This is a genomic window from Candidatus Pseudomonas auctus, assembly GCF_048654275.1.
GTDB lineage: Bacteria > Pseudomonadota > Gammaproteobacteria > Pseudomonadales > Pseudomonadaceae > Aquipseudomonas > Aquipseudomonas pharyngis.
The window spans coordinates 171,689-185,229 of sequence record NZ_JBJYZK010000003.1 but is presented as its reverse complement, the minus strand read 5'-3'; the positions used below and the strand labels follow the sequence as shown (position 1 = coordinate 185,229).

The following is a 13,541-nucleotide window of genomic DNA, read 5'->3' as shown; positions in this document are numbered from 1 at the left end:
ATCAATTCGTGGATTGCCTACAGCATCGGTTAGACTTGCCGACTTTCCTCGTATCAAGAAGCCCGTTCATGGCCCAGCCGTCCACTACCTACAAATTCGAACTGAACCTCACCGACCTCGACCGCAGCGTCTACGAGAACGTGAAGCAGACCATCGCCCGCCATCCTTCGGAAACCGAAGAACGCATGACCGTGCGGCTGTTGGCCTACGCGCTCTGGTACAACGAGCAACTGTCGTTCGGGCGTGGTCTGTCGGACGTGGATGAACCTGCGCTGTGGGAAAAGAGCCTGGACGACCGCGTCCTGCACTGGATCGAAGTCGGCCAGCCGGATGCCGATCGCCTGACCTGGTGCTCGCGCCGCACCGAACGCACCAGCCTGCTGGCCTACGGCAGCCTGCGCGTCTGGGAAGGCAAGGTGATTCCGGCGATCAAAAACCTGAAGAACGTCAACATTGCCGCAGTTCCGCAGGAAGTGCTGGAAACCCTGGCCAAGGACATGCCCCGCGTCATCAAGTGGGACGTGATGATCAGCGAAGGCACGATCTTCGTCACCGACGACCGTGGCCAGCACGAAGTCCAGCTCAGCTGGCTGCAAGGCGAGCGCGGTTAAGTCCGCGCTACTCCCGAAAAATCCCACGTATTCAAGAGAAGCTTCTGTCACCCCATGCGTATCGATCCTCGCCCGTTGCCCGCCACTCTGCCGTTTCTCGGTGAACTGCCACCGCTACTGACCCGCCTGTACGCGGCGCGGGGCGTGCAGTCCGAGGCGGAGTTGGACAAGAGCCTGGCGCGGCTGATTCCGTTCCAGCAGCTCAAAGGGATCGATGCGGCGGTCGATCTGCTGGTGGCGGCGCTGGAGCAGCGTCAGCGGATCCTGATCGTTGGCGACTTCGACGCCGACGGCGCGACGGCCAGCACCGTGGGCGTGCTCGGTCTGCGCCTGCTGGGCGCGGCACACGTCGATTATCTGGTGCCGAACCGCTTCGAATACGGCTACGGCCTGACCCCGGAAATCGTCGAAGTCGCGATGACTCGCAAGCCGCAACTGTTGATCACCGTCGACAACGGTATTTCCAGCGTTGAAGGTGTAGCGGCCGCGAAACGTCACGGTTTGAAGGTTTTGATCACCGACCACCACTTGCCCGGCGATGAACTGCCGCAGGCCGATGCACTGGTCAATCCGAACCAGCCCGGCTGCGAGTTCCCGAGCAAGGCGCTGGCCGGGGTCGGGGTGATTTTCTACGTGTTGATGGCTTTGCGCGCACGCCTGCGCAGCCTCGGCTGGTACGAGAGCAAACCACAGCCGAACATCGGTGAACTGCTGGATCTGGTGGCGCTGGGCAGCGTTGCCGACGTGGTGCCGCTGGATGCCAACAACCGGATTCTGGTGCACCAGGGGCTGGAACGGATTCGCGCCGGGCGTGCGCGGCCGGGGATCAAGGCGATCCTGGAAGTGGCCAAGCGTGAGGCTTCGCGCATTACGTCTACCGACCTCGGCTTCATCGTCGGCCCGCGCCTGAACGCGGCGGGGCGTCTGGATGACATGAGCCTCGGGATCGAGTGCCTGTTGACCCAGAATGCAGAGCTGGCCCGCGAAATGGCGGCGCAACTGGACGGCATGAACCAGGATCGCAAATCCATCGAGCAAGGCATGCAGCGTGAAGCGCTGGCCCAGCTCAAGGACTTGCCGGTCGAGTCGATGCCATTCGGGTTGTGCCTGTTCGATCCGGAATGGCATCAGGGTGTCATCGGTATTCTGGCTTCGCGGATGAAGGAGCGTTACTTCCGCCCGACCATCGCCTTCGCCGATGCCGGTGACGGTCTGCTCAAGGGCTCTGGGCGTTCGGTTCAGGGCTTTCATATTCGTGATGCGCTGAGCGTGGTCGCGGCGCAGCATCCGGATCTGATCGCCAAGTACGGCGGTCACGCGATGGCGGCAGGCCTGACTTTGCCGCAGGAGAATTTTCCGTTGTTCGCCGAGGCCTTCGACGCCGAAGTGCGCAGGCAGCTTCGCGAAGAGGATCTGACCGGGCGCCTGCTGTCGGACGGCACGCTGGCGGTCGAGGAATTTCATCTGGAGCTGGCCCGCGCCGTGCGTCACGCCGGGCCGTGGGGCCAGCATTTCCCGGAGCCGCTGTTTCATGGCGTGTTCCAGTTGGTCGAGCAGCGAGTGGTCGGCGAGCGGCACCTGAAAGTGGTGCTGAAAACTGAATGCGGCTCGGTGAAGCTGGATGGCATCGCCTTCGGCATCGATCGTGATATCTGGCCGAACCCGACAATCAAATGGGTCGAACTGGCGTACAAGCTCGATCTGAACGAGTTTCGCGGCAATGAGACCGTGCAACTGATGATTGCCCACATCGAACCGCGTTGACGCCTTCGCGAGCAAGCTCGCGCAGGCGGACTTACATACACAGAATTACTCTGAACCCTCCCTCATCCCCGGATGTCGACTAGGCTCTAAGCACTGCTTGATTGGCCTTGTGACGTCTTGTCGATTTTTTTGCCCGCGGGGGCGGGTGCTGCACCTTTTTCCTGTCACTCGTCGACTTTTCAAACAGAACCCTGGAGCCTGCCCACTGATTTGAGAGGTGCCCCATGAGTCTGCTGCTTGAACCCTTTACCCTTCGCCAACTGACCCTGCCCAACCGCATCGCCGTGTCGCCCATGTGCCAGTACTCCAGCGTCGATGGCCTGGCCAACGACTGGCATCTGGTGCACCTCGGCAGCCGTGCCGTGGGGGGCGCTGGCCTGGTATTCACCGAAGCCACGGCAATCACGGCCGACGGGCGGATCACCGCCGAAGACTTGGGCCTGTGGAACGACGAACAGATCGCACCGTTGCAACGCATCACCCGTTTCATCACCGCCCAAGGCGCAGTGGCCGGCATTCAACTGGCCCACGCCGGGCGCAAGGCCAGCACCCACCGGCCGTGGATCGGCAAGCACGGCAGCGTCAAACCGGAGGACGGTGGCTGGACGCCGGTCGGGCCTTCGCCGATTGCCTTCGACCCGCAACACACCCAACCGAAACAACTGGATGAAGGGCAGATCGCCCAGGTCATTCAGGACTTCGTGGCAGCGGCCAAACGCGCGCTGACCGCCGGTTTCAGTGTGGTCGAGGTGCATGCGGCGCACGGTTATCTGTTGCACCAGTTTCTGTCGCCGCTGAGCAATCAGCGCCGCGACCAGTACGGTGGTTCGTTCGAAAATCGTATTCGTCTGGTGCTGCAAGTGACTGAGGCGGTGCGCGCCGTGTGGCCGGAAGAACTGCCGGTGTTTGTGCGCCTGTCGGCTACCGACTGGGTCGAGGACGGCTGGAACCCGGATGAAACCGTGGAGCTGGCGCGCCGCCTGAAAGCCTTGGGGGCTGATTTGATCGATGTGTCATCGGGCGGCACGGCAGCCAACGCCGAAATCCCCGTGGGTCCGGGATATCAGACGCGCTTCGCCGAACGGGTGCGCAAGGAGTCAGGCATCGCCACCGGGACCGTGGGAATGATTACCGAGCCGGCCCAGGCCGAGCACATCCTGCGAACCTGTCAGGCCGACATCATCTTCCTTGCCCGTGAGCTGCTGCGTGATCCGTACTGGCCGCTGCACGCCGACGATGACCTGGGCGGCCGCAAAGCGGTGTGGCCGGCGCAGTATCAACGTGCGACCCATCGTGATCAGCCGATTCATGAGTCTGATCTGCGGGATTGATCCGACCTGTCGCAGCGCCTATAAAACCCGCCATTGAAAAGGCGGGTTTTTTCTTGCCTATCGTTTGGAATGCAAAGGAATGGATCGCATGTTGATCGAACGAGAGTTGACGGAATCCGACTTGCCGCTGCTGGCGCTGATCGACCGCAGTGAACTGGTCGAGGAATGTTATCGCGTGGAAAACGGTGAGCTGGTTCTGTATCCGGCGCGTTTCGACATGCGCGGGTGGCCCGAAGGGGAGGCGGAGGAGAATGCGCGGGTATTGGAAAAATGCTGGCGCAGCGGCGGTTGGCTACACGGGATTTTCGATGGCGAGACACTGGTGGCAGCGGTGGTTGTGGATAACCGGGTTATTCACAATCAGGGTCTGAACATGCGGCAGTTGAAGTTTCTGCACATCAGCCGTGCCTGGCGTGGGCAGGGGCTTGGCGGGCGATTGTTTTCCCTGGCCTGCGCCCATGGTCGGAGGATCGGCGCCGAGGCGCTGTATGTCTCGGCGACCGAGTCGCGCAATACCGTGGAGTTCTATCAGCGTCAGGGTTGCCGGTTGGTTGATCACCCGGATCCTGAGTTGTTTGATCAAGAGCCCAAAGACATTCATCTGTATTGCCCACTGACCTGACGCAGTGCCTTCCATCCGATGTTGAATATTCTGACGCTTTCGCGAGCAAGCCCGCTCCCACCCTGGCTCCGTGTCGGTCACACACTGTGTGATCGAACCAGATCCAATGTGGGAGCGGGCTTGCTCGCGAAGAGGCCCGCGCAGGCGCCTCAAAACATCAAGGATACTTGCGCTTGTCCGGCGCCGGCGGGAAGTACTGGTACAACCAGGTCTCGCTCAGCGTGCGGTCATTGGTGCGTATGAACAGTCGCAGCTCAACCGGCTCCACGCTGTCATTGGTCGGGTACCAGTCGAACAGAATCCGGTAACCCTTGATGTCATCCAGCACCAGCACGCTGAAATCCTGCACCTTGCCGTTGGAGCAAGTCACCACCGGTTCGATCCCGGTGCCCTGCGGCAGGCGATCCAGGCCGCCACCGGTGAAGTCCACAGCAAAGCGACGGGCCCAGACCGGAGGGTAATGCTCGCCCGGAGCCCAGCCTTCGACGAAGCCTCCCATACCCGAACGGGTCGCATGCACCCGCGCCAGCGGCGTGCCGACCGGCGGCAGGGCGCTCCAGTAGAGCTTGTAGCCGTAGTTCAGCGAATCGCCGGCGGCTACCGGTTTTTTCGGTGTCCAGAACGCAACGATGTTGTCCAGGGTTTCGCCGGTTGTAGGAATTTCCAGCAGATCGATAGAGCCTTCGCCCCACGCGGTTGTAGGTTCTACCCACAGGCTCGGACGCTTGCTGTACCAGTCGACGGTGTCCTGGTAGTTGGCGAATTCGTGGTCGGTCTGCACCAGGCCGAAACCTTTCGGATCGGTGTCGGCGAAGGCGTTGAATTGCAGGGTCGCCGGGTTGTTCAGCGGGCGGCAGATCCACTCGCCGTTGCCGCGCCACATGGCCAGACGATCCGAGTCATGGATTTGCGGGTGAATGGTGTCGCACATCCGGCGCTCGTGGGTGCCGCAGCTGAACATGCTGGTCATCGGCGCGATGCCCAATTGTTCGATGGCGGTGCGGGCGTTGATGTGGGCGTCGACTTCCATTACCACGCGTTCGGCCTGGCAATCGATGTCGAAACGATAGGCACCGGTCGCGCTCGGCGAGTCGAGCAGGGCGTAGACCACAAAGCGGGTCGCGTTCTGATCCGGGGTTTCGAACCAGAACTTGGTGAAGTCAGGGAATTCTTCGCGTTTCTTGGCGTAGGTGTCGACGGCCAGGCCACGGGCGGAGAGGCCATATTGGCCAGTGGCATCCACCGCGCGGAAGTAGCTGGCGCCGAGGAACGACACCACGTCATGCCGATCCAGTTCCGGCGCCTTGAACAGCTTGAAGCCGGCAAAACCCAGATCGCCCTTGAGCTGCTGGGTGTCGACCGAAGTGCTTTCATAGTTGAACAGCTGAGGGCGGAAATGCACCTCGCGGGCCGTGCGGGTCTTGGGATCGACGCTGTACATGCGCACCGGCTGACGGAAACCCATGCCGACGTGGAAGAACTGCACATCGAGCTGACCCTTGTTTTCCTTCCACAGCGAATGCTCGCCGTCATAGCGGATCGCATTGAAGTTCTGCGGGGTCATGGTCGCCAGGGTCGGCGGCAGCACCTGTTTGGTGTCCTGATAGGCGCTGCCGGCCAGTTGTTTGGCCTGGCGCTTCAGCGTTTCGAAGTCGAAGGCCTGTGCTTCACCGTCGGCGGCACCGCCAGAGGCGGCCCAGGCGCGTGCGGCGAGCAGGCCGGAGGCGGAAAGGCCGGTGTAAGCCGCAATGGCCATGGACGCTTTGAGCAAATTCCTGCGGTGCATAAATACAACCTGTCGTGGACAATCCCGCGCCGTTCCTGGCACGTACTGGATCAGAAATTACGGTTCGGACAAGCCTTCGGCCAAACGCTACGGACTAGTAACAGATGCCCGCTAGCTTAATCGGTTCGCCGATTTTGCAAAATTCATTGATAGCACGGCGACAGCGTCTCAATGAAACAAGACGTTACGGTTATTTATCTCACAGACTTTTCTGATTTATAGGGCATATCTGCTTTTTTCGACTAATTACTCTAAAAACAGCTTTTCAGCGCCGATTTAATTTCTATTCTATGGGCATCGCCGGTCACGACCCATCCGACCGGCAGGGCTCAAATCGCTGCTTAAAGGAGCAGGGCGATGCGGTTTTCGAGAAATTTCTGACGTACTGGAAAAGGACATCGTCCATGACAAAAGGACAAGGCATCACCGAAATGTTAGGCATCTTTCCCTGCCTCACCAACGTCCGGCGAAGACGCCGGCTCAGTCCCGACGAACTGAAACTGGTGGAGCGTTACCGGGAGTTGTCGGAGAGCGACCGGATTGCGATGCGGTATCTGGTGGATGCGATGAGGAGTGTTTCGCGGTTTTGACGTGAAAAACCAAAGGGGCGGACTGTGAAGTTCGCCCCTTTTTCATTCTTGTTTACCGGGGATGCTGTGCCTGCATCAACTCAGGCATGTCCCTCCATTTCACCCAAGCCTGTTGTTGCCAGTGCAGCAGCGGCACGGTGACGCCCGCCCAATGCATCGAGCTCAGGCTCGGGCAGTTCTCCGCTGTTACTGAGCTGGTTTCACGCAGGATGGGAATCACCTCATTGCTCAGCCATTGCCGCAGATTGCGGTTTTCCGGGATGAAATGGTGGACGAGCAGCGCGTACATGCCGGATTCGCTGACCATCGGTGTCTCGACAACTTTGCCGTACTTGCGCAGCCGAACGGTGTGGCGTTGGTCGGGGTCGAGTTTGAGCGTGACGCGTGGGTTCAAGGGATGGCCCATCATGCGGCCCAGATCTTGAGCGCAGAACCAGGCTTGATGATCAAGCAGGAGGGCGTGGAGGAAGCGGTTGTGGCGGGTGAAAACCGTAGGGATAAAGTGCGTCTGGGTCTCTGGTGAATTTGGCGCGTGCATAGTCAATTTCTACTCCATGTTGAAATGAGAGCCGCCACTAATCCTTCGACAGATTTGGGTGGCGAACCGTGCGGCGTTCGAAGTCGGAACATTCTCGATCAACATGGAAGCCGAGAGGCCCGCGCCACACGGTCCGCCATAACGCGAATCCGAAAGGCAAAAAAGCCTCGGTTTCTATGGAGGACGCAGTTGCGCCATGTTGATGATGTACCGGCTTCGACCCCGGGTCGCTGATTGGGCAGCGACGGGGTAAAGCCTATCGGTCAGGCGCTAGCGGCGCCAAGTCTACTCTGCCGACGCCATTCGTAGGAAAGGGGACTGAATGCTGAGGGTTCGGTCTGTAGGAAGCGAGTAACTGACGCTGAAAGAAATCAGCCCCGAAATTGTGATAAATCCGGGGCTGTTTTTCTTAGCGACTAACTTTCCAGGCATCCCCAGCCGGCGCCTTCCCATGGTCATACGGCTTGCCGATCCACATATAAACCAGCCCCAGCCCAATCACGATCGCCGTGCTCAGCACCATCGCGTAGTTGATGTACCACGCTGCATCCGGCGTGCGTGGCCAGGCCATGTTGATGATTGCGCCGACGCCATACACCAGCGCGCCGATGTTCACCGGCCAGCCCCACGCGCCGAGGGTGAATTTGCCGCTGGGTTTCCAGCCTTTGCTGCGGGCGTACAGGGCGGCGAGGACGATCATCTGGAATGCGAGGTAGATGCCGATGGCCGCGAAGCTGACGATGGTCGCCACGGCGTCTTGCAGGAAGAAGCCGAGGGCGATGATCAGGCCGGGCAGGACGCCGGACACGAACAGTGCGGCAACTGGAACCTGGGTCGTAGGAGAAATCTTTTTGAGCAGTCGGCTGCCGATGACCATTTCATCGCGAGCGTAGGAATACAGCAGACGACTCGCCGCAGCTTGCAAGCTGATGACGCAGGAGATGAAGGAAATCATCACCACGCCCATCACCACTTTCGAACCGACCGGGCCGAAGGCGTTGTTGAGGATGGTGGTGACCGGGTCCTTGTCGGTGCCGTTGATCACCGCTTGCATGTCCGGCACGGCGAGGATCAGCGCCAGGCAGGCGAACATCGCCGCGATGCCGCCGATGTAGATGGTCATGCGCATGGCCACCGGGATTTTCTTGCTCGGGTTCGGGGTTTCTTCGGCTACATCACCGCAGGCCTCGAAGCCGTAGTAGAGGAACATCCCCGCCAGCGACGCGGTGAGGAAGGCCGGCAAATAGGAGCCGTCGACGCTGATGTCGAAAGTGTTGAACAGCACGCTGATCGGCTGGTGACGCTCGAAAATCAGAAGGTACACGCCGACGATCACCGCGCCGACCAGTTCGCAGAGGAAGCCGAACATGGCGATCCGCGCCAGCACTTTAGTGCCGCTGAGGTTCACCAGCGTGGCGAACAGCGTCAGCACCAGGGCGATGACGATGTTGGTGTTGTTGCTCGGCTCAAAACCCAGCATGGCCGCTAGGTACGGGCCGGCGCCGACCGCCACGGCGGCGATGGTCACGCACAGGGCGATGGAGTAGATCCAGCCGACCATCCACGCCCATTTCTTGCCCACCAGCCGTCGTGCCCAAGGATATACGCCACCGGAAATCGGGAACTGCGACACCACTTCGCCGAAGATCAGGCACACCAGCAGTTGCCCGCAACCGACCAGCAAGTAAGCCCAGAACATCGGTGGCCCGCCGGCGGCCAGGCACAGGCCGAACAAGGTATAAACCCCTACGACCGGTGACAGGTAAGTGAAGCCCAACGCGAAGTTTTCCCACAGGCTCATGCTGCGGTTGAAGTTGGAGGTGTAACCCAGTTGGCGCAGTTGTTCGGCATCGCTGTCGGCAACGGCGGCTGAGAGATCGGGTGATGCACTCATGTGTGTTTGCTCCGTGAAATCGGCAGATTTCGGATGGCCGAAACCGTGGCGGGGCCTTGAAGGCGCCGCCCGGATCGGTAGTTATTGTTTTGAATGCCTGGTGATGCGGATGACCGGTTTCTGCCTTGAAGCCGGGGTGATGCCTTTAGTGCTTGAACATCACATGCCGAACCGTGGTGTAGTCCTCCAGCCCGTACATGGACATGTCCTTGCCGTAGCCGGACAGTTTCTGACCGCCGTGGGGCATTTCGCTGACGAGCATGAAGTGCGTATTCACCCAAGTGCAGCCGTACTGCAACCGCGCAGACAGTCGATGCGCACGTCCGACATCCGCCGTCCACACCGAGGACGCCAGGCCGTAGTCCGAATCGTTGGCCCACTCCAGCGCCTGAGCCTCATCGGTGAATTTGGTCACCGACACCACCGGCCCGAACACTTCGCGACGGACGATTTCGTCATCCTGCTGCGCGTCGGCCAGCACCGTCGGTTCGAAGAAGAAACCATTGCCTTCGACAGCCTTGCCGCCAGTGATCAAGCGAACGTGCGGTTGCGCCACGGCGCGTTCGACAAACCCGGCCACGCGGTCGCGATGCTGGGCGGTGATCAGCGGTCCCAGTTCGGTCGACGGATCATCCTGCAAACCGTACTTGATGCTGCTCACCGCTGCGCCAAGCTTCTCGACGAACTTGTCGTAAATACCTTGCTGGGCGTAGATCCGGCACGCCGCGGTGCAGTCCTGGCCAGCGTTGTAGAAACCGAAGGTGCGAATGCCTTCGACCGCCGCATCAATGTCGGCGTCGTCGAAGATGATCACCGGCGCCTTGCCGCCCAATTCCATGTGCATGCGTTTGACGCTGTCGGCGGTGCTGGAAATGATGTTCGAACCGGTGGCGATGGAGCCGGTCAGCGAGACCATGCGCACTTTCGGATGAGTTACCAACGGGCTGCCCACGCTCGGCCCACGACCGAACACCAGATTGAGTACACCGGCCGGGAAAATATCCGACGCCAGTTCGGCCAGACGCAACGCGGTCAGCGGGGTTTGTTCCGACGGCTTGAGCACCACGGTATTACCGGCGGCGAGGGCCGGGGCGATTTTCCAGGCGACCATCATCAGCGGGTAGTTCCACGGCGCGATGGACGCGATCACGCCCACCGGGTCGCGGCGGATCATCGAGGTGTGGCCGGGCAGGTATTCGCCGCCGGCCGAACCGCTCATGCAACGGCTGGCGCCGGCGAAGAAACGGAACACGTCGGCAATCGCCGGGATCTCGTCATTCAGCGCGGCGCTGTAGGGTTTGCCGCAGTTGTCCGATTCCAGTTTGGCCAACTCTTCGCCGTGGTCTTCGATGGCGTCGGCGAGTTTGAGCAGCAGCAGCGAACGGTCTTTCGGCGTGGTCTGCGACCATTCGGCGAAGGCACTGTCCGCAGCGCGGACGGCGGCATCGACCTGGGCTTCGGTGGCCTCGTTGATTTCCACCAGCACTTCACCGCGTGCCGGGTTGAGCACCGGTTGCGCCGGGCCTTCGCCGTTGACCAGTTGGCCGTTGATCAAGAGTTTGGTTTGCATGTCATTGTCCTCTTTCTACTGCAAATTCAGGGTGGGAAAGGTCAGGGAATTCATTTGCCGCCGCTGCCGGCCACGCTCTCGCCACCCCGGGTCAGGTAGTAGGCGCCGAGGATCGGCAGCATGGTCACCAGCATCACGAGCATCGCCACGACGTTGGTCACCGGCACGTCCCGTGGGCGGCTCAACTGGTTGAGCAACCACAGCGGCAAGGTGCGTTCATGGCCGGCGGTGAAGGTGGTGACGATGATTTCGTCGAACGACAGCGCAAACGCCAGCATGCCGCCGGCGAGCAGCGCCGAGCCGAGGTTCGGCAGGATGATGTAGCGGAAGGTCTGCCAGCCGTCGGCGCCGAGGTCCATCGACGCCTCGATCAGACTGTGTGAGGTGCGGCGCAGACGGGCGATGACGTTGTTGTAGACGATCACCACGCAGAAGGTCGCGTGGCCGACGATGATGGTGAACATCCCCGGCTCGATCCCCAGCGTCTTGAAGGTCGCCAGCAGCGCGATCCCGGTGATGATCCCCGGCAGCGCAATCGGCAGGATCAGCATCAGCGAAATGCCCTGCTTGCCGAAGAAATCCCGGCGGTACAACGCAGCGGAAGCGAGGGTGCCGAGCACCATCGCAATCAGCGTGGCAATGGCTGCGATCTGCAACGACAGCTTGATCGCTTCCAGCACGTCCGGCCGGGAAAACGCCACGCTGAACCAGTGCAGCGTGAAGCCTTTCGGTGGAAAGCTGAACGCCGCGTCTTCGGTGTTAAAGGCGTAGAGGAAGATGATCAGGATCGGGAAGTGCAGGAACACCAACCCGCCCCAGGCTGCGATTTTCAGCCCTATGGATGCTTTCTCAGAGTGCATCGAAGGCCCCCAGACGTTTGACGATGGACAGGTAAATGGCGATCAGCACGATCGGCACCAGGGTGAACGCCGCAGCCATTGGCATGTTGCCGATCGCGCCTTGCTGCGCGTAGACCATGCTGCCGACGAAGTAGCCCGGCGGGCCCACCAGTTGCGGCACGATGAAGTCGCCCAGGGTCAGCGAAAAGGTGAAGATCGAACCGGCCGCGATGCCCGGCACCGACAGCGGCAGAATCACCTGCATGAAGGTCTGACTCGGCTTGGCCCCGAGGTCGGCGGAGGCTTGCAGCAACGACGGCGGCAGGCGCTCCAGCGAGGCCTGGATCGGCAGGATCATGAACGGCAGCCAGATATAGACGAACACCATGAACCGCCCCAGATGCGAGGTCGACAAGGTGCTGCCACCGACCCCGGGAATCCCCAGAATGAACTGCAGCACCGGCTCCAGCCCCAGGTGCTGAACGAACCACTGCGCGACGCCGCCCTTGGCCAGCAGCAGCGTCCAGGCGTAAGCCTTGACGATGTAACTGGCCCACATCGGCATCATCACCGCAATGTAGAAAAACGCCTTGGTCTTGCCGGTGGTGTAGCGCGCCATGTAGTAGGCAATCGGGAACGCGACGATGGCGCTGGCGATCGACACCACGACCGCCATGCTCAGGGTGCGCAGAATGATGTCGAAGTTCGACGGCTGGAACAGCGCGGCGAAGTTGGCCAGGGTCAGGTCCGGGGTGACCGCCATGGTGAAGTCGTCGAAGGTGTAGAAACCTTGCCACAACAGCACCAGCAGCGAGCCCAGATAGATTGCGCCGAACCACAGCAGCGGCGGCACCAGCAGCATCGACAGATACAGGTTCGGCTTGCGATAGAGCAGGTTGGAAAACCTGCGCAAAGGCGCCGATTGCGGGAGGGCGAGGGCGGTCATGTCACACCCCGCTCGCAACGGTGTCGTGCAACGGAATCATCGCTTCCCGCGCCCAGCGAGCGCTGATGCGCTGACCGGTCTGGTGCTGCGCGCTGCTGTCGATCCACTGATTGTTGGCCTGGCTGATGCTCAGGGTCTGGCCGTTTTCCAGGGTCAGTTCATAGCGCGTGGCGCTGCCCTGATACTGGATGTCATGCAGCAGGCCGCTGACCTCAATCTCGTGGCTGGCCAAGGGGCCTTCTGCGAAGCGCACGTGTTCCGGACGGATCGAGAACGGCTGTGGATGGCCGCTGAGCTGGCGCGCCAGATCGCCACGAATCACGTTCGAAGTGCCGACGAATTCGGCGACGAACGTCGTGGTCGGTTTCATGTATAGATTGCGCGGGGTGTCGACCTGCTCGATGCGGCCCTTGTTGAACACGGCCACGCGGTCGGACATCGATAGTGCTTCAGTCTGATCGTGGGTAACGAAAATGAAGGTGATGCCGAGCTGGCGTTGCAGCTTCTTCAGTTCGCTCTGCATCTGTTCGCGCAGCTTCAGGTCGAGAGCGCCCAACGGCTCGTCGAGCAACAGCACGCGCGGGCGATTGACCAGCGCGCGGGCGAGGGCGACACGCTGGCGCTGACCGCCGGACAACTCCACCGGTTTACGCGCGCCGTAGCCGCCGAGGGCGACCATGTCCAACGCTTCTTCGGCGCGCTTGTGGCGCTCGGTTTTGCTCACGCCTTTGACTTTCAATCCGTAGGCGACGTTGTCCAGCACGTTCATGTGCGGGAACAGCGCGTAATCCTGAAACACCGTGTTGACGTCGCGCTGATAGGGCGGCAGACCGGCGGCTTCGGCGCCGTGAATGCGGATCGAGCCAGCGCTCGGTTGTTCGAACCCGGCGATCAGGCGCAGGCACGTGGTCTTGCCCGAACCTGAGGGGCCGAGCATGGAAAAGAACTCGCCGTCCTGGATATCGATGGACACCCGGTCAACGGCCTTCACCTCGCCGAACTGCCGGGAAACGTTGGTGAACTGGACTGCAAGCGTCATGGTGCGGTGCT

At 61.0% G+C, this 13,541-nt stretch carries 12 protein-coding genes; 5 read left to right on the top strand and 7 right to left on the bottom strand.

The features are described 5' to 3' along the window. Positions 1-68: 68 nt before the first annotated feature. The 4 genes from ACKUG4_RS07285 (at position 69) to ACKUG4_RS07270 (ending at position 4,328) form a co-directional block, all read left to right on the top strand. A complete protein-coding gene (locus ACKUG4_RS07285; RefSeq protein WP_064593644.1) occupies positions 69-611 on the top strand; it encodes a YaeQ family protein in 543 nt (180 codons plus the stop codon). A 54-nt stretch (positions 612-665) separates the two neighbouring features. Next, positions 666-2,375, top strand: a complete 1,710-nt coding sequence (gene recJ, locus ACKUG4_RS07280; protein ID WP_445433731.1) for a single-stranded-DNA-specific exonuclease RecJ — start codon at positions 666-668, stop codon at positions 2,373-2,375. Positions 2,376-2,599: 224 nt separating this feature from the next. After that, positions 2,600-3,706 carry an NADH:flavin oxidoreductase/NADH oxidase gene (locus tag ACKUG4_RS07275; RefSeq protein WP_039769573.1) on the top strand — a complete coding sequence of 369 codons (1,107 nt, stop codon included), beginning with the start codon at positions 2,600-2,602 and terminating at the stop codon, positions 3,704-3,706. 88 nt (positions 3,707-3,794) lie between these two features. After that, positions 3,795-4,328, top strand: a complete 534-nt coding sequence (locus ACKUG4_RS07270; RefSeq protein WP_445433730.1) for a GNAT family N-acetyltransferase — start codon at positions 3,795-3,797, stop codon at positions 4,326-4,328. A gap of 157 nt (positions 4,329-4,485) precedes the next feature. On the opposite strand, the gene ACKUG4_RS07265 is transcribed toward ACKUG4_RS07270, so the two are convergent. Continuing rightward, positions 4,486-6,114, bottom strand: coding sequence for a glucan biosynthesis protein D (locus ACKUG4_RS07265; RefSeq protein WP_445433729.1), 1,629 nt, complete (start codon positions 6,112-6,114; stop codon positions 4,486-4,488). A 404-nt stretch (positions 6,115-6,518) separates the two neighbouring features. On the opposite strand from ACKUG4_RS07265, the gene ACKUG4_RS07260 reads away from it, so the two are divergent. Beyond that, positions 6,519-6,704 (top strand): hypothetical protein, encoded by a 186-nt coding sequence (locus ACKUG4_RS07260; RefSeq protein WP_007954656.1) that lies wholly within the window; start codon positions 6,519-6,521, stop codon positions 6,702-6,704. Between the two features lie 52 nt (positions 6,705-6,756). On the opposite strand, the gene ACKUG4_RS07255 is transcribed toward ACKUG4_RS07260, so the two are convergent. The 6 genes from ACKUG4_RS07255 to ACKUG4_RS07230 form a co-directional block, all read right to left on the bottom strand. Further along, positions 6,757-7,242, bottom strand: a complete 486-nt coding sequence (locus ACKUG4_RS07255; RefSeq protein ID WP_445433728.1) for a BRO-N domain-containing protein — start codon at positions 7,240-7,242, stop codon at positions 6,757-6,759. Between the two features lie 409 nt (positions 7,243-7,651). Next, positions 7,652-9,136 carry an APC family permease gene (locus ACKUG4_RS07250; protein ID WP_085647768.1) on the bottom strand — a complete coding sequence of 495 codons (1,485 nt, stop codon included), beginning with the start codon at positions 9,134-9,136 and terminating at the stop codon, positions 7,652-7,654. A gap of 145 nt (positions 9,137-9,281) precedes the next feature. After that, positions 9,282-10,706, bottom strand: coding sequence for a gamma-aminobutyraldehyde dehydrogenase (locus tag ACKUG4_RS07245; RefSeq protein WP_445433727.1), 1,425 nt, complete (start codon positions 10,704-10,706; stop codon positions 9,282-9,284). Positions 10,707-10,756: 50 nt separating this feature from the next. Next, a complete protein-coding gene (locus ACKUG4_RS07240; protein ID WP_085647770.1) occupies positions 10,757-11,566 on the bottom strand; it encodes an ABC transporter permease in 810 nt (269 codons plus the stop codon). Further along, positions 11,556-12,491 carry an ABC transporter permease gene (locus ACKUG4_RS07235; RefSeq protein ID WP_445433726.1) on the bottom strand — a complete coding sequence of 312 codons (936 nt, stop codon included), beginning with the start codon at positions 12,489-12,491 and terminating at the stop codon, positions 11,556-11,558. The genes ACKUG4_RS07240 and ACKUG4_RS07235 overlap by 11 nt, the downstream gene beginning before the upstream one ends. Position 12,492: 1 nt before the next feature. Continuing rightward, positions 12,493-13,530, bottom strand: coding sequence for an ABC transporter ATP-binding protein (locus tag ACKUG4_RS07230; RefSeq protein WP_445433725.1), 1,038 nt, complete (start codon positions 13,528-13,530; stop codon positions 12,493-12,495). Positions 13,531-13,541 lie beyond the last annotated feature (11 nt).

Bases quoted from the DNA above. Each gene is read 5' to 3' on its own strand.
- ACKUG4_RS07235 (WP_445433726.1), bottom strand. From the start codon at position 12,491: ATGACCGCCCTCGCCCTCCCGCAATCGGCGCCTTTGCGCAGGTTTTCC.
- ACKUG4_RS07270 (WP_445433730.1), top strand. From the start codon at position 3,795: ATGTTGATCGAACGAGAGTTGACGGAATCCGACTTGCCGCTGCTGGCG.
- ACKUG4_RS07260 (WP_007954656.1), top strand. From the start codon at position 6,519: ATGACAAAAGGACAAGGCATCACCGAAATGTTAGGCATCTTTCCCTGC.
- ACKUG4_RS07240 (WP_085647770.1), bottom strand. From the start codon at position 11,566: ATGCACTCTGAGAAAGCATCCATAGGGCTGAAAATCGCAGCCTGGGGC.
- recJ (WP_445433731.1), top strand. From the start codon at position 666: ATGCGTATCGATCCTCGCCCGTTGCCCGCCACTCTGCCGTTTCTCGGT.
- ACKUG4_RS07265 (WP_445433729.1), bottom strand. From the start codon at position 6,114: ATGCACCGCAGGAATTTGCTCAAAGCGTCCATGGCCATTGCGGCTTAC.
- ACKUG4_RS07250 (WP_085647768.1), bottom strand. From the start codon at position 9,136: ATGAGTGCATCACCCGATCTCTCAGCCGCCGTTGCCGACAGCGATGCC.
- ACKUG4_RS07245 (WP_445433727.1), bottom strand. From the start codon at position 10,706: ATGCAAACCAAACTCTTGATCAACGGCCAACTGGTCAACGGCGAAGGC.
- ACKUG4_RS07230 (WP_445433725.1), bottom strand. From the start codon at position 13,530: ATGACGCTTGCAGTCCAGTTCACCAACGTTTCCCGGCAGTTCGGCGAG.
- ACKUG4_RS07285 (WP_064593644.1), top strand. From the start codon at position 69: ATGGCCCAGCCGTCCACTACCTACAAATTCGAACTGAACCTCACCGAC.
- ACKUG4_RS07275 (WP_039769573.1), top strand. From the start codon at position 2,600: ATGAGTCTGCTGCTTGAACCCTTTACCCTTCGCCAACTGACCCTGCCC.
- ACKUG4_RS07255 (WP_445433728.1), bottom strand. From the start codon at position 7,242: ATGCACGCGCCAAATTCACCAGAGACCCAGACGCACTTTATCCCTACG.